Genomic DNA, 17,288 nt, shown 5'->3' on the forward strand with positions numbered 1-17,288 from the left:
GGGACTCTTGTTTATAAGACCCTGGCTACACCCCTACTCCGACCCCCCCCCGCGGCGGGGAACCACCGCGGTGACTCTTTACAATTCGGCCCACGCCCCCGGCGGGGCCCGGCCGCCCGGCGCCCGCCGGGGCCCCGGGCCCGCGGGCTCAGCCCACCGGCACCGCCCCCCGGTCCGCGAACAGCCGCGCCGCCGACGTACCGAGCCCCACCGGCCCGGCCGGCAGCAGCGGCCCGCCCGCCCCGGGCGGCCTGCGCAGCTCCTCCTCGTCGTACCGGCCGCACTCCCGGTGCCAGATCAGGATGCCCGCCAGCCAGTGCTCCAGCTCCCGCACATAGCCCGCCAGAATCTCCCTGGCCTCCGCCGACAGCCCGAAGTCGTCGTACAGCACCGGGAGTTCGTGCGCGGCCACATGCTGGAACTGCCGCATCCTGCCCTTCATCAGATCGTCCACGATGCGCAGCGCGGTCTGCCGGTCGCAGTCGAAGAAGTTCTCCACCACCAGGACCCCGTTGTGCACCTCGCCCTCGAACTGGATCTCCTTCTGGTACGAGAACACGTCGTTCATCAGGCAGGCGTAGTCGGCCGCCGCGTTCTCCAGCGAGCGCATCGGCCCGCTGCGGTAGACCTCCGGCGGCACCCGGTTGCCGTGCGAGAGCCGCGACAGCGACATCGTGAGGTCGGAGCCGAACGTCTTGCGCCGCATCTCGATGTAGTCCACCGGATCCGGCACCCGGTGGCACGCCTGGTTGTCCAGCTCCCACAGCCAGCTGCCCACCATGTCCGAGACGGTGGCGCGGAAGGTGGCCCGGGCCGCCGGGTCCAGCGGCCCGGCGGTGCGCCGCCACAGATCGGCCAGCGAGCGCTCCAGCGCGTTCCCCGGCTCGGGCGGCGTTCCGCCGTCCACCGGCATCAGCGCGTTCAGCCGCTCCGCGCACGCCCGCGCCCCCGCCAGGTCCCGGCCGCGCCCGAACACCGCGGGGAAGTAGTCGTCCGCGTAGGTGCCCCAGGTGAGCCAGCCCGAGGTGAGGTTCAGCTGCTCGGGCGAGGCGTCCGGATGGATCCCGGCCGCGCACAGCGGGAAGTCGAAGGTGGTCAGCTTCCCCTCGTCCCACACGTACGAGCCGGGCACGCCCGGCTGCGGCTCCAGCAGCCCCATCGCGTGCGACCACTCCACGACATGCCGCCGCGCCGCGTCCAGATGCGGGCTGAGCGTGGTGCGGAAGGGCATCTCGAACTCCGGCAGCGGAAGCGGACCGGTCACCGTGTACGGCCGGTGCGCGTGCCGCCTGGCCCGGCCCCTCTCGGCGCGCACCGTGGTGCGCACCCCGCCCGGCAGCCGCGCCGAGGTGCCCAGGCCGCTGGGTCCGAACAGCCCCGCGCCGCCGGCCGTTCCGGCAGCGCCGACCGCGCCCTCGTTCATGTACCGGCTGGAGCGCAGATGCCACTCGTGCCCGCCGGACTGCCAGTCCTGGAGGCCCTTCACATAGGCGAGCACCGCCGCGCACTCCTGCGGGGACAGCGCGTACTCGGCGAACAGCGGCCCCAGTTCGGTCAGCGCGGTGTGCTCGAACTGCTGCAACCGGGAGGTCAGCAGATCGTTGACGGCCTCGGCGGCCTCCTGGGTGGAGCAGCCCAGGAACGTCTCCAGCACCAGCACCCCGTTGCTCAGCTCGCCCTCGTCCTCCACCTCGCGCTGGTAGGAGAAGAGGTCGTTGCGCAGATGCACCCCGTCCGAGAACGCGTCGCGCAGCACCAGCAGCGGGCGCGAACCCGCCACCGCCGCCGGGACCTCGGCGCCCACCGCGTGCTCGATCAGCCCGGCCGACCAGGGCGCCCCGCCGACCTTGCGGCGCATCTCGATGTACTCCACCGGGTTGGCGATCCGGTGCGCGTTGATGTTCGACAGTTCCCACAGCGACTCGTTGAGCAGATGCTCGGTGCTCTCCGCGAACCGGGCCCGCCACGCCGCCGAGTGCGAAGGCACCGTGCGCGCCCACAGATCCGCCAGCCCCGCCTCCACCGGGTTGGCCGGCTCGGGCACCGGCGTACCGTCCTCCAGCGGCATGAACGCCGGCAGCCGGTCGAGATGGGCCTTGCCGCCCTCCCGGTCGTGCGGACGCTTGTACAGCTCAAGGAAGTGGTCGTCGAAGAAGAACACCCACACGTACCAGTCGGTCACCAGGTTCAGCGTCTCGGCCGAGGCGTCCGGGTGGGTGTAGGCGCACAGCAGCGCGTAGTCGTGGGCGTCGAGGTCCCGCTGGTCCCATACGCCCGACCCCTCCAGCATCCCCATCTCGCGGGCCCAGCGGCGCGAATGCTCTCTGGCCTGTTCGAGGTGGGGATTGAGCCGGGCGGGATAGGGCGTGTAGAAGTCGGGGAGCTGGAACGGCTGGGTCACCGGGTTCTGGCCTTCCGTGAAACGCGTCGGTCGCGCGACGGAGCGCGTCCGTCGTCCCGCAGGCCCTACCCCGCGCCGAAACCTCCCTATCCGCCCGGAGAATCAGAACATATGACCACGGGGGAGGGGGTGTCAGCCCGCCGACGCCGCCCGCTCGTGCGGCACCACCATCGGCGTCCCCGTCCGCGGATCCGGCACGATGTCGCACCGCAGCCCGAACACCTCGCCCACCAGCTCGGCCGTCATCACCTCACGCGGCGGCCCCTGCGCCACCACCCGGCCCGCGTCCATCACCACCAGATGCGTGGCGAACCGCGCCGCCTGGTTCAGATCGTGCAGCACCGCCACGATCGTCCGCCCCTCACGGTGCAACTCCGCGCACAGCTCCAGCAGGTCGTACTGGTGGGCGATGTCCAGATACGTCGTCGGCTCGTCCAGGAGCAGCAGTTCGGTGCGCTGCGCCAGCACCATCGCGATCCACGCCCGCTGCCGCTGACCCCCCGACAGCTCACCGGCCTGCGCCTGCCCGAGGTGGCCGAGCCCGGTGCGCTCCAGCGCGAACGCGATCGCCGACTCGTCCTGCGGCGACCACTGGCGCAGCAAGGTGTGATGCGGATACCGGCCCCGCGCCACCAGATCGCGGACCGTGATCCCCTCCGGCGCCAGCGGCGACTGCGGCAGCAGCGCCACCTGCCGGGCCACCTCCTTGCCCCGCAGCGTGTGCACGTCCACCCCGTGCAGCAGCACCTGCCCCCGGTCCGGCTTCACCGCCCGCGCCAGCGCCTTCAGCAGGGTCGACTTGCCGCAGCCGTTCGGACCGATGATCATCGTCAGCCCGCGGTCCGGCAGATCCAGGCTCAGATCCCGCACCACCGGGTCCCGGCCCCCGTAGGAGATCGTCACCTCCCGGGCGCTCAGCCCCCGCACGTCCTCACCGGCCACGGCCCGCTCGCTCACAGTCTCTTCCTCCGCCACTCGCGCACCAGCAGATACCCCAGATACACGCCGCCCAGGGCCATCGTGTAGATGCCCACCGGCAGACTGGTGGCCGTCGGCAACTGCTGCGCCGCCAGATCCGCCACCGTCAGCAACAGCGCCCCCATCAGCGCCGACAACGTCAGATGCGCCCCGGTGCCCCCGGTCAGCCGGCGCGCGATCTGCGGCGCCGTCAGCGCGATGAAGGCGATCGGCCCCGCCACGCTCACCGCACCCGCCGCCAGCACCACCGACAGCACCACGGCCGTCACCCGGGTGCGCTTCGGCTCCGCCCCCAGGCCCTGCGCCAGCTCGTCGCCCATCTCCGCGATGTCCAGCCGCCGCGCGATCAGCGCCGTCAGCGGCACCACCAGCGCCAGCACCAGCCAGATGGTGGTCGCGTGGTGCCAGGAGCGGGCCGCCAGCGACCCGTTCACGTACGCGGCCAGCACCGTGGCCGCCTCCCGCTCCATCACATAGACCACGTACTGGGTGAAGGCCTGCGCGATCGCCGCCACCCCGATGCCCGCCACGATCAGCCGACCCGGATTGCGGAACCCCGTCCCGGTGGAGAAGTACACCGCCGCCATCGCGACCGCCGCCCCCAGCAGCGCCCCCAGCGGCACCGGCAGCACGCCGGGGAAGAACAGCGCGGCCACCGCCGCGCCCGCCCCGGCGCCGGCCCCCAGCCCGATCACGTCCGGACTGCCCAGCGGATTGCGCGTCACCGACTGGAACAGCGCCCCGGACAGGCCGAGCGCGGCGCCCGTCCCCACCGCGACCACCAGCCGCGGCCCGCGCAGCCGCTCCAGGACGAACGCCTCCTTGCCGTCCGCCCCGCCCAGCAGCGCCTGCGGCAGCCGGCCCAGACCGATGCCGAGCCGGCCCATCGACAGCGTCGCCACCGCCGTGACCACGATCAGCACCACGAGCACCGCCGCCACCAGCAGCGCACGGCGCCGCACCGGCACCGCGACCAGCCGCCCGATCCGCAGCATCCCGCGCGGCACCGGCGCACCGGCCGCCCCGTCCGCGCGCTCCGGACGGGCCGGGGCCGTCACCCCCGTCATGCGTTCCCCTTCATCCTGCGCACCGCGTACAGCAGCACCGGCGCCCCCACGAACGCCGTCACCACACCCACCATCAGCTCCTGCGGGCGCATGACCACCCGCCCCACCACGTCCGCCAGCAGCAGCAGCGAGGGACCGGCCAGCGCCGCCACCGGGATCTGCCACCGGAAGTCCACCCCGACCAGCGCGCGCACGATGTGCGGCACCGCGAGACCCACGAACGCCACCGGCCCCACCGCCGCGGTCGCCGACGCGCTCAGCACCGTGGCCGCGATCAGCGCACCGGTACGGATCACCAGCGGGTTGGCGCCCAGCGAGATCGCCGCCTCGTCCCCCAGCGCCAGCGAGTTGAGCCCGCCGCCCAGCAGCAGCGCCGCCGCCAGACCCGCCACCGCGAACGGCAGCACCGCCCGGAACACCGCGAAGTCCCGCCCGCCGAGCGAGCCCACCACCCAGTAGCGGTAGCTGTCGAAGACCTCCGGCATGCTCAGCGTCACGGCCTGGATGAACGCGAACAGCACCGCCGAGACCACCGCCCCGGCCAGCACCAGCCGTACCACCCCGGACCCGCCGCCGGCCGCGCCGATGACCTGCACCAGCACTCCGGCCAGCAGCGCGCCCGCCAGCGCCCACCACACCGCGCCCATGCCGCTCTGCGCGCCCAGCAGCGCGGTCGCCGTCACCAGGGCGGCGGCGGCACCCGCGTTGATGCCCAGCAGCCCCGGGTCCGCCAGCGGATTACGGGTCAGCCCCTGCATCAGCGTGCCGCCCACCGCCAGGCACAGACCGGCGAGGATGCCCAGCACCGTCCGCGGGTACCGGCTCTCCACCACGGTGGTGACGAACGGATCCGCCTCCCCCGACAGCACGTCGAGCACATCCCCCAGGGAGGTCGGCCGGGAGCCGAGCGTGACGCTCGCGACCACCGCGAGCCCCAGCACGACCACCGCCGCCACCACGACCGACACCCGCCGGGCGGTGCCGGCACGCTCGGTGCCGGCACCGCCCGCGCGGGCGCGTACCTCTGCCGAAGTCACCTGGACGAGCCGCTCTCGGATCAGTCGTCGAGGGTGGCGTCGGCCTCGTCGATCAGCGGCAGGTAGCGGTCGATCACCCACGGCACCGTCAGCGGGTTGATGATCGAGGACGCCGTCACGAACGGGTTGTCGTCGCTCGCCACGACCGAGCCGCGCTCGATCGCCGGGATCGCCGCGTACAGCGGCTGCGCCTCGATGGTCTCCCGGGTCTCCTGGTCCGAGTAGAAGGTGAAGATCAGATCACTGTCGGCCAGCTGGTCGGCGTTCTCCAGACCGATCAGCGCCGAGTCGGTGCCCTCGGTCTCCTCGAAGGTGTTCACCACCGGGTCGACGGTCAGCCCCAGCGCGGACACCATGGAGACCCGCTGCTCCTCGGGCAGGAACACGCCGAGGGTTCCCGGGCCGGTGGTGTAGATGTACGAGAACGACACGTCCGCGTACTCCGGCCGGGTTGCCGCCGCGTCGGCCAGCTGCCGGCCGATGTCGTCGATCAGCGTCTGCGCCTCCTCCGGCTGCCCGAGCGCGGTCGCGATGATCTCGATCTGCTCGTCCCAGTTGGTGCTCCAGGCCAGATCCGGGTACGCGACGGTCGGCGCGATGTCCGTCAGGATGTCGAACTGCTCCTGGGTGATGCCCGACCACGGCGCCAGGATGACATCCGGGTCCAGTTCGATGATCGTCTCGAAGTCGATGTCGTCGGCCCCGGCGAACTGCGTCGGCAGTTCCTCGCCCGCCTCCGTCACCGCCTCGTATATCCACGGCAGGTAGCCGCTGTCGTCGCTGCCCCAGGCGTAACTCTCGATGCCCACCGGGGTGTGGCCCAGCGCGATGGCCGTCTCCGCCGAACCCTGGCCCAGCGTGACGACCCGCTCGGGCTGTTCGGTGATCTCCGCCGTCCCCAGCGCGCTCTCGATGGTGACCGGGAACGCGCCCGCGCCGTCGGACCCCTGGTCCGAGGAGGCGTCCGGGGTGCCCTCGTCGTCCGACGAGGCGCAGCCGCTGAGCACGAGAGCGGCGGCAGCGGTGGCGGCGGTCAGCGCCCAAGAGGTGCGGCGCGCACGGGAGAAGCTGGACGGCATCGAAGTTCCTTAGGTCCTCGGGTGAGCTTAGGTAAGCCTAAGCTCACCATACCCCAGCCCTCGCCGCGGCCCCCCGCGGCAGCCCACCGCCCCGGCGCACGACCGCCCCCCGCCCGCCCCCGCAAAAGGGCAATTCCCTCTCCCCGCCCGCTCACTATGCATCAGGAAATCCCGGCCGGTCGGCCATTTCCGCGGCATTATCGACCACGCATTGACGCTCCCGCGGCGATCTCCTTATCGTCGTGCTGAGTTCAGCAGTACGATCCTGGACAGCGGGGGTCCGTGTGCAACGGGATACCGATGTTTTTCCTGTGCTGGGAATCGACGCGGTCGTGTTCGCGGTAGGCAACGCGAAGCAGGCCGCACACTACTACTCCACCGCCTTCGGCATGCGCAAGATCGCCTACCGGGGACCCGAGACCGGCAGCCGCGACATCGTCTCCTACGTCCTGGCCTCCGGCACCGCCCGGTTCGTCCTCACCTCCGCCGTCCGCCCCGACACCGAGTACGGCGAATTCCTCGCCCGGCACGTCGCCCGGCACGGCGACGGCGTCATCGACCTCGCCCTCCAGGTCCCCGACGTGCACGCCGCCTACCACTACGCCACCCGGCACGGCGCCATCGGGCTCCGCTCACCCCGGGAGACGGCCGACGAGCACGGCCACGTCACCCGCGCCGCCATCGCCACCTACGGCGAGACCCGCCACACCCTCGTCGAACGCTCCGGCTACCGCGGCCCCTACCTCCCCGGATACCACCCCACCCCGGGCCCGGCCGTCCCCGCCGGGCCCCCCGTCTTCCACTCCATCGACCATTGCGTCGGCAATGTGGAACTCGGCAGGATGGACGACTGGGTCTCCTTCTACAACACCGCGCTCGGATTCACCAACATGAAGGAGTTCATCGGCGACGACATCGCCACCGAATACTCCGCCCTCATGTCGAAAGTCGTCGCCGACGGCACCCGCACCGTAAAATTCCCCATCAACGAGCCGGCGCTCGGAAAGAAGAAATCCCAGATCGACGAATACCTGGAGTTCTACGGCGGCGCCGGCGTCCAGCACATCGCCCTCGCCACCGACGACATCGTCACCTCCGTCGCCACCATGCGCGCCGCCGGCATCGAGTTCCTCGACACCCCCGACAGCTACTACGACACCCTCGGCCAGTGGGCCGGCCACACCCGCGTCCCCGTCGAAACCCTGCGCCGGCACCGCATCCTCGCCGACCGCGACGAGGACGGCTACCTGCTGCAGATCTTCACCAAGCCGGTCCAGGACCGGCCGACCGTCTTCTTCGAGATGATCGAACGCCACGGCTCACAGGGCTTCGGCAAAGGCAACTTCAAAGCCCTCTTCGAAGCCATCGAACGGGAACAGGCGCGCCGGGGCAATCTGTGAACCGGCTGCCGTCCCTCACCGGACTGCGCCTCCCCTGCGCCGCCGCCGTCTTCCTCGTCCACGCCTGGCTGTTCACCGGGGCCTTCGCCGACCAGCGCATCGCCGACGCCGCCCTGGTGCTCGGCCCGCTCGGCATGACCGGCGTCTCCTGCTTCTTCATCATCTCCGGCTTCGTCCTCACCTGGACCGCCCGCCCCGACGACACCCCGGCCCGGTTCTGGCGCCGCCGCGCCGCCCGCATCTACCCCAACCACGCCGTCGTCTGGTCCGCCACCCTCGTCCTCCTCACCCTCACCGGAGCCGCCGCCACCGGCGAACCCCGCGAAGGACCCGTCCCCGCCCTCCCCGCCCTCACCAACCTCTTCCTCGTCCACACCTGGATCCCCACCCGCGAACACAACGCCGGCGTCAACATCGTCACCTGGTCCCTGGCCGCCGAGATCTTCTGCTACGCCCTGCTGCCCCTCATCCTCCCCGCGCTGCGCCGGCTGCCCGTCCACCGGCTGGCCACCGCCGCCGCGCTCGCCCTCGCCGCCGTCTGGACCGTCCCCCTCATCTCCCTCCTGTTCCACGGCCCACCCATCGCCGAAGCCGGCAACGTCCCCCAATGGCAGTTCTGGATCTCCTACATGCTGCCCGCCGCCCGGCTCCCCGAATTCCTCCTCGGCGCCCTCGCCGCCCTGTGGCTGCGCGCCGGCCACCGCCCCCCACTGGGCATCCCGGCCGCCGGCGCCGCCACCCTTGGCTGCCTGGCCACCGGCGCCGCCCTGCTGCCCTTCCCCTTCCTCCCCGCCGCCGTCACCGCCGCCCCGCTCACCCTGCTCGTCCTCGCCGCGGCCGCCGCCGACCTCGACGGCCGGCCCACCCGGCTGCGGCACCCCGCCCTCGTCCACCTCGGCGAACGCTCCTTCGCCATCTACCTCGTCCACTGGCCCGTCATCCTCACCGTCAACCAGCTGCTCCCCGCCGAAGGACGCCCCCTGCCCGCCGCCCTCGCCGTCACCGCGCTGCACGCCGCCTGCACCCTCGCCGCCGCCTGGCTGCTGCACCGCACCGTCGAAGTCCCCTGCTACCGGCACCTCGCCACCGCCCCGCACCACCCCGGCACCCGGACCCGCCCAGGAGCGCCCCATGACGGCCACCCCACCGGCGTCCCTCACCACCCGCGGCCGGCTGACCGCGTTCATCCGCCTCGGACGCCCCAAATTCCTCTTCCAGAGCATGATGGTGGTCGGCCTCGGCGTCACCGCGGCCCAGCATGAGGGCCACCCCTTCAGCCCCGGCTGGTACCTGGGCACCCTGCTCTTCGGCTGGTCCGCCCACCTGATGACCCACTACTGCAACGAATACTTCGACCTCGACGCCGACCGCGCCAACCACACCCCCACCTCCTGGACCGGCGGCAGCCGCGTCCTCGTCGACGGCCTCCTGCCCCCCGGCGTCAGCCTCGGCGCCGCCTTCGTCCTGCTGTTCCTCGCCGCCACCACCGCCGCCACCATGCCCGACACCACCTCCCGGCTGATGGCGATCACCATCCTGGCCGCCGCGTGGTTCTACACCGCACCACCCGCCCGCCTCAACTACCACGCCCTCGGCGAACTCGCCTGCGCCGCCGTCCTGTACGGCCTCGGCCCACTGCTCGCCCACCGCCTCCAGGGCGGCGACCCCACCGCCGCCACCCTCACCTACGTCGCCCTCGTCTTCGTCCTCCAGTTCCTGCGGATGTCCGTCATGAACCTCGCCGACATCGAAGGCGACCGCCGCACCGGCAAACACACCCTCGCCGTCGCCCTCGGCCCCCGCGGCCTCACCCGCCTCTACCTCACCGGACAGACCCTCACCTACGGCGCCACCGCCGCCCTGCTCGTCACCGGCACCCTCCCCGCACTGCCCGCCCTCGCCTTCCTCGCCACCTGCCCCATCCCGCTGTGGGTCGGCCGCCGCCTCACCCAGCAAGCCCTCACCCGCCCCGACACCAACAACGCCGTCACCTTCTGGGCCTCCATGCACATGCCCATCACCGCCGCCGCCCTCACCCTCGCCCTGCTCACCGACCGGCTCACCGGCGACACCCACCCCGACACCCCGTGGCTGATCATCTGCACCGCCACCCTGATCGCCTTCGCCGCCTGGTTCACCCGCGCCGTCCGCACACCCCCACCCGCGCTCCCCGACCAGGAGACCCCGACGCCGTGACCGCCAGCAGCTCGCCGCCCACCGCCGTCACCGAACAGGCCCGCACCCTCATCGAACCCGAACTCCGCGCCGCCGTCGCCGGCCTCGACCCGCACCTCGGCCGCGCCGTCGGCTACCACCTCGGCTGGTGCCACCCCGACGGCACCCCCACCCCCGCACCCGGCACCGGCGGCGGCAAAGCCATCCGCCCCGCCCTCACCCTCCTGACCGCCACCTCCGTCGGCGCCACCCCCGACGCCGCGCTCCCCGGTGCCGCCGCCGTCGAACTCGTCCACAACTTCACCCTCATCCACGACGACATGATGGACGGCGACGAACTGCGCCGCCGCCGCCCCACCGTCTGGAAGACCTTCGGCGCCGCCACCGCCATCCTCGCCGGCGACGCCCTGCACACCCTCGCCTTCAGCGCCCTCGCCCGCCACGAAGGACCCCACACCCCCCGCGCCACCCGCACCCTCGCCCGCGCCATGACCGAACTCGTCAGCGGCCAGACCCAGGACCTCGCCTTCGTCCGCCGCCCCTGGCAGGGCCCCGCCGCCGTCACCATCCCCGAATACCGCTCCATGGCCGCCGGCAAGAGCGGCTCCCTCCTCGGCTGCGCCGCCGAACTCGGCGCCGTCCTCGCCGGGGCCCCGCACCGCACCACCGCCGCCTTCGCCCGGGCCGGACGGCACTTCGGCCTCGCCTTCCAGTGCGTCGACGACATCATCGGCATCTGGGGCGACCCCGAGGAGACCGGCAAACCCGTCCTCGCCGACATCCGCGAGGGCAAGAAGACCCTTCCCGTCCTCGCCGCCCTCGCCGCCCCCGTCCCCGCCGCCGCCGAACTCGCCGATCTCCTCACCACCCCCCGCCCCGACGAGGCCGCCCTGCGCCGCGCCGCCGAACTCGTCGAGGAGGCGGGCGGCCGGCGCTTCGCCGAACGCGAATCCCGCCACCACCTCGAACGCGGCCTCGCCTGCCTCGCCGAGGCCGACACCCGGGGCACCGCACGCGGCCCCCTCATCGACCTCATCGACTACCTCGGCCGCCGCACCAGCTGACCCGCGCGGGAGCCCCCATGACCACCCACCCCACCCGGGCCGGCCGGCTGCGCACCGCCATCGACACCGCCGCCCACACCCTGCTCACCACCCTCCACCCCGACGGCACCTGGTACGACACCCGCCCCGCCCTCGTCCCCGGCACCGCGGGCGCCGTCCTCGCCCTCCACACCGCCGACCCCGAACACTCCGCCGCCCTCGTACGCCGCGGCACCGACTGGCTGCTGCGCACCCGCAACCCCGACGGCGGCTGGCCCGTCACCGACAGCGGCCCCAGCAACGTCATCGCCACCGTCACCGCCGTCGCCGCCCTCCACATCGCCGCCCCCGGCCGCACCACCGACGCCGTACGCGCCGGTCTCGCCCACCTCGACCACCACGGCGGCGTCGACGGCGTGACCGACCCCACCGTCCGGCGGCTCACCGGCCTCCTCCTCGCCCTCGCCCAGCTGCGCGAACCCGACGCCGTCCCCGCCGTCCCCACCTCCCTGCTGCTCCTGCCCACCCCCCTGGTCCGCCACCTCCTCTCCCTCCTCATCACTCCCTTCGCCGCCCTCACCCTCCTCCAGCACCGGCTGCGCCCCGGCCCGTTCGCCGACCGCACCACCGCCACCGCCACCACGATCCTGCGGGAGTGCGAACAACAGGAAGGCGCCGTCGGCTCCCTCGGCAGCGGCGACCCCTGGCTCACCGGCCTCGCCGCCGCCGCCCTGCACCACGCCGGCACCGCCCCCGCCCTCGTCGCGGCCGCCGTCTCCTATCTGCGCGCCCACGCCCGCCCGGACGGCTCCTGGGTCCTCATGCACGGCATGACCGACCGCGACGTCGACCTCGTCGGCCACGCCCTCGTCACCGAAGCCCTCTGCCACGCCGGCCACCGCACCGACCCCCGCGTCCTGCGCGCCACGACCTGGCTCCTCGACTGCCGGCAGACCACCCCGTTCCCGCTGTTCGACTGCCCACCCGGCGGCTGGGCCTGGTCCGGCGCCCAGGGCTGGCCCAACGTCCTGGACACCGCCGCCGCCCTCGGCGCCCTGGCCGCCACCCGCTCCCACGGCCGGACCCTCGCCGACGGCGCGCGCTGGCTCCGCTCCCGCCAGGACCGGCGCGGCTCCTGGAGCATCTTCACCCCCGACACCCGCTGCCCGGCCGACCGCGCCTGCCCGCACGCCACCGCCCAGGCCGTCGACCTCCTCACCGCCGCCGGAGCCCCCGCCACCGACCGCGCCGTCCGCCGCGCGCTGCGCTGGCTCACCGTCCACGCCCACCCCGACGGCTCCCACCAAGCCCTGTGGCACCGCGGCGGCGTCCCCGCCACCGCCGCCGTCCTGCACACCTGCACCCGCCTCTATCTCACCGACACCCTCCTCGCCACCCACGCCCGGGCCTGGCTCCTGACCGCCCAGCTCGCCGACGGCTCCTGGGGCGCCGCGCCCGCCACCGGCCCCGGCACCACCGACGAGACCGCCCGCGCCGTCCACGCCCTCAGCCACCTCACCGACGACCCCGTCGCCCGCACCGCCGCCGCCCGCGGCACCGACTGGCTGCTCGCCGCCCAACGCCCCGACGGCACCTGGGAACCCGGCCCCGCCTGCTGGTACATCAAGGACCACCTCGCCTACCCCGACCACCTCATCGCCCAGGGCCTCGCCCTCGGCGCCCTGGCCGCCCACTACCGCACCGCACCACCGGGAGCCCACGGATGACGGCCTGGGACGCCATCGTCTGCGGCGCCGGAGCCGCCGGGCTCGCCACCGCCCGCGCCCTCGGCGGAGCCGGCCTGCGCACCCTCGTCCTGGACCGGCACCACCACCAGCCCGCCATCGCCAAGGGCGAGGTCCTCCAGCCCGGCGCCCTGCGCGTCCTCGACCAGTGGGGCGTCACCGACCGCCTCACCGCCGCAGGCGCCGTCCCCCTCGCCCGCCTCACCATCCGCGGCCCGGACGCCACCCCCCTCATGCTCTTCGACTACACCACCCTCCCCGCCGGATACCGCACCCTCTACAGCCACGACCACACCACCATCCTCACCACCCTCGCCCACTCCCTGCCCCCGCACGTCGAACTCCGCCGCGGCGCCCTCGCCGACACCCTCCTGCACGACACCACCGGCCGCGTCACCGGCGTCCGCGTCCGGCAGGGCCGCGACACCCGCGACCTGCGCGCCCCCCTCGTCGTCGCCGCCGACGGCATCTCCTCCCGGCTGCGCCGCGCCGCCGGCATCACCGTCCACCCGCGCACCTACGCCCACCGGCTCATCGCCTTCGACCTGCCCGGCGCACCCCCCGAACCCGGCGCCATCACCGCCTACCGCACCCCCCGCGGACTGCGCCTCGTGTACCCCCTCCCACACGGCCGCACCCGGCTCTACTGCCAGGTCCACCCCGACGAGATCCGCGGCGCCGACCACACCGCCATGACCCACTGGGCCGCCGCCCTCGACCACGACACACCCGCGCTGCGCCCCCTCACCGAACGCGTCACCGGCTCCCTGGCCTCCCGCCAGATCTTCGCGCTGCGCCACTACACCGCCCCCACCCTCACCGCCCCCGGCCTCGCCCTGGTCGGCGAGGCCGCACACGCCGTCCACTCCCTCGCCGCCCAGGGCATGAACACCGCCATCTGCGACGCGCACGCCCTGGCCCACCACCTGGCCACCGCCCCGGGACCCGACGCTGCCCTCGCCGCCTACCAGGCCGAACGCCTGCCCTGGATCCGGCACATGGCCGTCATGAGCCACGACGCGGCCCGCCTGGTCACCGCCACCGGCCGCACCGCCCGCGCCCTCGGCCGCCGCGCCCTGCGCCGCACCCACCGCAGCCCCCGGCTGCGCTACACCGCCACGTACAACCTCGCCGGCCTCGGCATCCACCCCTTCGCCCCCCTCGACCGCCTGCACCAACTGGGCCTGCCCGACCCCCGGTCGGCCCGCGTCCCGGGGTGGCGCCCCGGGTGAGGCCGCCGCGCAGTCCGGCCGGACGGCCCGTCAGCTCCGGCGCAGCAGACGCGGATCGGAGCCGCAGGAGTCAGGACCCGGCCGTGACCGGCCCGGCGGGCCGCCGCCTCGACGGCAGGACCGGCCTCGGCCCGGGCGACGAAGGCGGCCAGGGTGGCCTCCGGTGTGGCTCCGGGAGGCGGGGGAGGGGAGGCGGAGGCGGGTGTGGTGTCGTTCACCGTGATGATCTCCCCGTGAGGTCACGCACAGCCCACGGCCGTACGCGCGCGACGGTTTCGCGTTCGGTGGCGACTCCGGGAGCGCCACGGGGAGATCACTTCACGGCGCCGGCTCTACCCCCGCCTGCCCCGCCGCGGGCCTGTGCGACTGCTCAGGCCGCGCCCGGCTGTTCCTGTTCGCCTTCCTGCTCCTGCATCACCCGGCGGTTGAACTCCGCCTTGGCCGCCTGCCAGCCGTCCTCGTCGCTGCCGTACCGCCAGTACCCGGAGATGGACAGCTGCGCGGGCGTCATCCCGCGCTCCCGCCGCAGATGCCGCCGCAGTTCCTTGACCCAGTTCGCCTCGCCGTGCACGAACGCCTGCCCGCGTCCGGGCGGCAGCTCCAGCGCGGTCACGGCCTCCACCAGCGCCCGGCCGTACCGCCCCTCGCGGCGGTCCACCCAGACCACGTCCACGTCCCCGGCGGGCGGCGTCAGCTTGATCTCCTCACCGGGCCCGGCGACCTCGACGAACACCCGGGCCACCGCCCCCTCCGGCAGCCGCTCGACGGAGGCGGCGATGGCCGGCAGGGCGCTCTCGTCGCCGACGAGCAGATGCCAGTCGGCGTCCGGGTCCGGCGCGTACGCGCCCCCGGGCCCGAGCAGGGCCAGCTCGTCACCGGGCCGGGCCGCCGCCGCCCAGGGCCCGGCCAGGCCCGTGTCGCCGTGGTACACGAAGTCGATGGTCATCTCGGGCCCGGCCGGGTCGAAGGCGCGCACCGTGTAGGTGCGGGTGGCGGGCCACTGGTCGCGCGGCAGCGTCTGCCGTATCCCCGCCACGTCGAACGGCTCCGGGTACGCCACCCCGGGCTGCGGGAAGACGAGCTTGACGTAGCTGTCGCTGTACGGACCGACGGCGAACTCCCGCAGTCCCTCACCCCCGAGGACCACCCGGATGAGATGTGCACTGAGCCGTTCCGTCCGCAGGACCCGACCACGATGAGTGACGATGGTGCCCATGACGCCCTTCCTGTTGGTTAGGTAAGCCTAACCTGCGGAGGGTTGTGCCGGTGGTGGTGGATCAGCAACTCGGCCCAGATGTGCTGTTCGGTGATCCGGGGTGTCGGCGTGTCCAGCCGCGTGGTGTCCGAGCGGGCGGGCGCCGTCGCCCGGTGCTGATGGTGATGGAGGGTGACCAGCTCGTTGCCCGGTGCGGCCAGCGGGTCGGTGAGCGTGGTGATCAGCCGCTCCGAGCGGTGCAGCACCCGCACCGACGTGGGACGCGTCAGATACGTCCCGTCGTCGAGCGGCGTGTGCACCGGCAGCTCCGTGCCCTGCCCGACCTCCCACACCAGATCGGCCCCGGTGGCCCGGAAGCGCCGCCACCGCTCCCACAGCCGCTCCGGCGCGCTCGGCAGGGGAGTGGCGAACAGCAGCGTCCCCGGCTTGAGCACCCCGGAGAAGTCCGTCGCGTGGTGCGGCGTGATCCGGGCGGCGAGCGTGGTGGGCGTCCCGTACGCGGTGAGCGTGGTCAGCCGGGCGTTCGGGCCGCCGTAGTGCTGGACATTGGCGTGGGTGGGCGGCAGCGCGAACAGCACCTCGTGCAGGGTGATGAGCCGCCACCGCCGGTAGCGGGTCTGGGCGCTCTCGGCATGGCACAGCCGCCCGAACAGGCTCTTCAGCGGGCCGGGACCCAGCCGCTGATGCGCCTGCGCGAGCGCGGTGGGGCCGTTCGGGAGCTGCCAGCCGGGCCGCCGCTGGGTGTCCAGGGCGTGCGCGAGCAGGCGGAGGATGTCCGTACTGGTGCGGGTGGTCAGCAGATGCTGGGCGAGCACGGTGTAGAGCACGCTGCGCGGGGTTCTGCGCTGGTGCTCGGCGAGGACTTCATCGACGAGCCGGGGCGGAAAGGTCCGGATCAGCGCCCGGATCTCCATGCGGTCGTGCAGATGTCTGGTCGGTGACGGCTGTAGCACGTGCGGTTCAACGACCGGCGCGGTCATTGGGTGCTGTCGCGTAGTGGTGCGCGGGCGGAGCGTGGTGGCGCGGGCGCTCTGGAGCGGCCCGGCTGTGAGGCGGGGCACGAGACGGCCGTCACATCCGAAGCCCGATAGGAGCCGGGCCTGCTGGCGCGCGTAACGGCGGGGGGAAGAGCGGTCCCGGAGCCTACGAAGCCGGGTCGCAGATGACCTCCTTGCCACCGGGGGCGGGGTGCCCGCACGCTGGCGATCGCTGCACTTCGCGGCATTTCTCCCGCTCTCCTGAGGAACGAGGTGTATGTGCATGACCGCCACCCACGGCGTTTCCCGCATCCGGACCCGCACGGCTGCTGTGGCCGGCATCGTGACCGCCGGGGCCGCGGCCCTGTCCCTCGTCCACGCCCCCGGTGCCGTGGCCGAGCCGCACCACTCCGCCGTGGCCCCCACCGCCACGAGCACCAGCGCACCGGCCGCCTTCTCCCTCCAGACGCAGAGCGGGCTGCCCGGAACCACCCCCGCCACCGACTCCGCCGATGACACGGCCGCCGACACGGCGGACACGGACACCGGTACGGACTCCGGCGCCGCGACCGACACGGCCGCCACCGACACGGCCGCCGCCGACACGGCCGCCGACACCGCCACCGACGCGGCCGCGGACACCGCCGCCGAGGCCGAGGCCGCCACGCCCGCCGACAAGGGCCGCGGCGCGGAGTACAACGCGGACGGCACCCTGGTCGTGATCGACAAGAAGGACCAGCCGAAGCCGCAGCCGGCCTCGTCCGAGCAGATCGACCAGTGGATCAACGAGGCGCTGGACGTCCTGCGCGAGAACGGCATCCCCGGCTCGTACGAGGGCATCTACAAGAACCTGATGCGCGAGTCGAGCGGCGACCCCCACACCATCAACATGTGGGACTCCAACGCCCACAAGAACATCCCGTCCAAGGGCCTGCTCC

Annotated in this window: 14 protein-coding genes; 7 read left to right on the forward strand and 7 right to left on the reverse strand. The window is 73.5% G+C overall.

Features of this window, described 5'->3' with window-relative positions:
- Positions 1-148: 148 nt before the first annotated feature.
- The 5 genes from ACFV5N_RS09460 to ACFV5N_RS09480 form a co-directional block, all read right to left on the reverse strand.
- A complete protein-coding gene (locus tag ACFV5N_RS09460; RefSeq protein WP_385596344.1) occupies positions 149-2,401 on the reverse strand; it encodes a family 2 encapsulin nanocompartment cargo protein terpene cyclase in 2,253 nt (750 codons plus the stop codon).
- A 132-nt stretch (positions 2,402-2,533) separates the two neighbouring features.
- Positions 2,534-3,358, reverse strand: coding sequence for an ABC transporter ATP-binding protein (locus ACFV5N_RS09465; protein WP_385596347.1), 825 nt, complete (start codon positions 3,356-3,358; stop codon positions 2,534-2,536).
- The gene (locus ACFV5N_RS09470; RefSeq protein WP_385596350.1) at positions 3,355-4,446 is read right to left on the reverse strand and encodes a FecCD family ABC transporter permease; all 1,092 of its coding nucleotides are present in this window, start codon (positions 4,444-4,446) and stop codon (positions 3,355-3,357) included. The genes ACFV5N_RS09465 and ACFV5N_RS09470 overlap by 4 nt, the downstream gene beginning before the upstream one ends.
- On the reverse strand, positions 4,443-5,483 hold the full coding sequence (locus ACFV5N_RS09475) for a FecCD family ABC transporter permease (RefSeq protein WP_385596353.1): 1,041 nt from the start codon (positions 5,481-5,483) through the stop codon (positions 4,443-4,445). Before ACFV5N_RS09475 ends, ACFV5N_RS09470 begins: the two co-directional genes overlap by 4 nt.
- Before the next feature lie 20 nt (positions 5,484-5,503).
- Positions 5,504-6,562 carry an iron-siderophore ABC transporter substrate-binding protein gene (locus ACFV5N_RS09480; RefSeq protein ID WP_385596355.1) on the reverse strand — a complete coding sequence of 353 codons (1,059 nt, stop codon included), beginning with the start codon at positions 6,560-6,562 and terminating at the stop codon, positions 5,504-5,506.
- 311 nt (positions 6,563-6,873) lie between these two features.
- Here ACFV5N_RS09480 and hppD point away from each other — a divergent pair, with 311 nt between their 5' ends.
- The 6 genes from hppD to ACFV5N_RS09510 are packed head-to-tail and all read left to right on the forward strand — an operon-like array spanning position 6,874 to position 14,157.
- Positions 6,874-7,962, forward strand: coding sequence for a 4-hydroxyphenylpyruvate dioxygenase (hppD, locus tag ACFV5N_RS09485; protein WP_385596358.1), 1,089 nt, complete (start codon positions 6,874-6,876; stop codon positions 7,960-7,962).
- The gene (locus tag ACFV5N_RS09490; protein WP_385596361.1) at positions 7,959-9,224 is read left to right on the forward strand and encodes an acyltransferase family protein; all 1,266 of its coding nucleotides are present in this window, start codon (positions 7,959-7,961) and stop codon (positions 9,222-9,224) included. The genes hppD and ACFV5N_RS09490 overlap by 4 nt, the downstream gene beginning before the upstream one ends.
- Positions 9,148-10,158: a prenyltransferase gene (locus ACFV5N_RS09495; protein ID WP_385596380.1), complete on the forward strand. Its 1,011-nt coding sequence runs from the start codon at positions 9,148-9,150 to the stop codon at positions 10,156-10,158. Before ACFV5N_RS09490 ends, ACFV5N_RS09495 begins: the two co-directional genes overlap by 77 nt.
- Positions 10,155-11,201: a polyprenyl synthetase family protein gene (locus ACFV5N_RS09500; RefSeq protein ID WP_385596364.1), complete on the forward strand. Its 1,047-nt coding sequence runs from the start codon at positions 10,155-10,157 to the stop codon at positions 11,199-11,201. Before ACFV5N_RS09495 ends, ACFV5N_RS09500 begins: the two co-directional genes overlap by 4 nt.
- 17 nt (positions 11,202-11,218) lie before the next feature.
- Complete coding sequence (locus ACFV5N_RS09505) at positions 11,219-12,907, forward strand: prenyltransferase/squalene oxidase repeat-containing protein (protein ID WP_385596367.1); 1,689 nt, start codon at positions 11,219-11,221, stop codon at positions 12,905-12,907.
- Positions 12,904-14,157 carry an FAD-dependent oxidoreductase gene (locus ACFV5N_RS09510; RefSeq protein ID WP_385596370.1) on the forward strand — a complete coding sequence of 418 codons (1,254 nt, stop codon included), beginning with the start codon at positions 12,904-12,906 and terminating at the stop codon, positions 14,155-14,157. Before ACFV5N_RS09505 ends, ACFV5N_RS09510 begins: the two co-directional genes overlap by 4 nt.
- A gap of 370 nt (positions 14,158-14,527) precedes the next feature.
- Here ACFV5N_RS09510 and ACFV5N_RS09515 read toward each other — a convergent pair whose 3' ends face one another.
- Both ACFV5N_RS09515 and ACFV5N_RS09520 read right to left on the reverse strand, forming a co-directional pair.
- Positions 14,528-15,373 carry a siderophore-interacting protein gene (locus tag ACFV5N_RS09515; protein WP_385596373.1) on the reverse strand — a complete coding sequence of 282 codons (846 nt, stop codon included), beginning with the start codon at positions 15,371-15,373 and terminating at the stop codon, positions 14,528-14,530.
- A gap of 17 nt (positions 15,374-15,390) precedes the next feature.
- Positions 15,391-16,326 (reverse strand): transposase domain-containing protein, encoded by a 936-nt coding sequence (locus ACFV5N_RS09520; protein WP_385596375.1) that lies wholly within the window; start codon positions 16,324-16,326, stop codon positions 15,391-15,393.
- A 307-nt stretch (positions 16,327-16,633) separates the two neighbouring features.
- Between ACFV5N_RS09520 and ACFV5N_RS09525 the strand changes: the two genes are divergently transcribed.
- A partial coding sequence (locus tag ACFV5N_RS09525; RefSeq protein WP_385596377.1) for a hypothetical protein occupies positions 16,634-17,288 on the forward strand: 655 nt, incomplete at its 3' end.

This window comes from Streptomyces sp. NPDC059853, assembly GCF_042731495.1.
GTDB lineage: Bacteria > Actinomycetota > Actinomycetes > Streptomycetales > Streptomycetaceae > Streptomyces.

Bases quoted from the DNA above. Each gene is read 5' to 3' on its own strand.
- ACFV5N_RS09510 (WP_385596370.1), top strand. From the start codon at position 12,904: ATGACGGCCTGGGACGCCATCGTCTGCGGCGCCGGAGCCGCCGGGCTC.
- ACFV5N_RS09505 (WP_385596367.1), top strand. From the start codon at position 11,219: ATGACCACCCACCCCACCCGGGCCGGCCGGCTGCGCACCGCCATCGAC.
- ACFV5N_RS09480 (WP_385596355.1), bottom strand. From the start codon at position 6,562: ATGCCGTCCAGCTTCTCCCGTGCGCGCCGCACCTCTTGGGCGCTGACC.
- ACFV5N_RS09470 (WP_385596350.1), bottom strand. From the start codon at position 4,446: ATGACGGGGGTGACGGCCCCGGCCCGTCCGGAGCGCGCGGACGGGGCG.
- ACFV5N_RS09515 (WP_385596373.1), bottom strand. From the start codon at position 15,373: ATGGGCACCATCGTCACTCATCGTGGTCGGGTCCTGCGGACGGAACGG.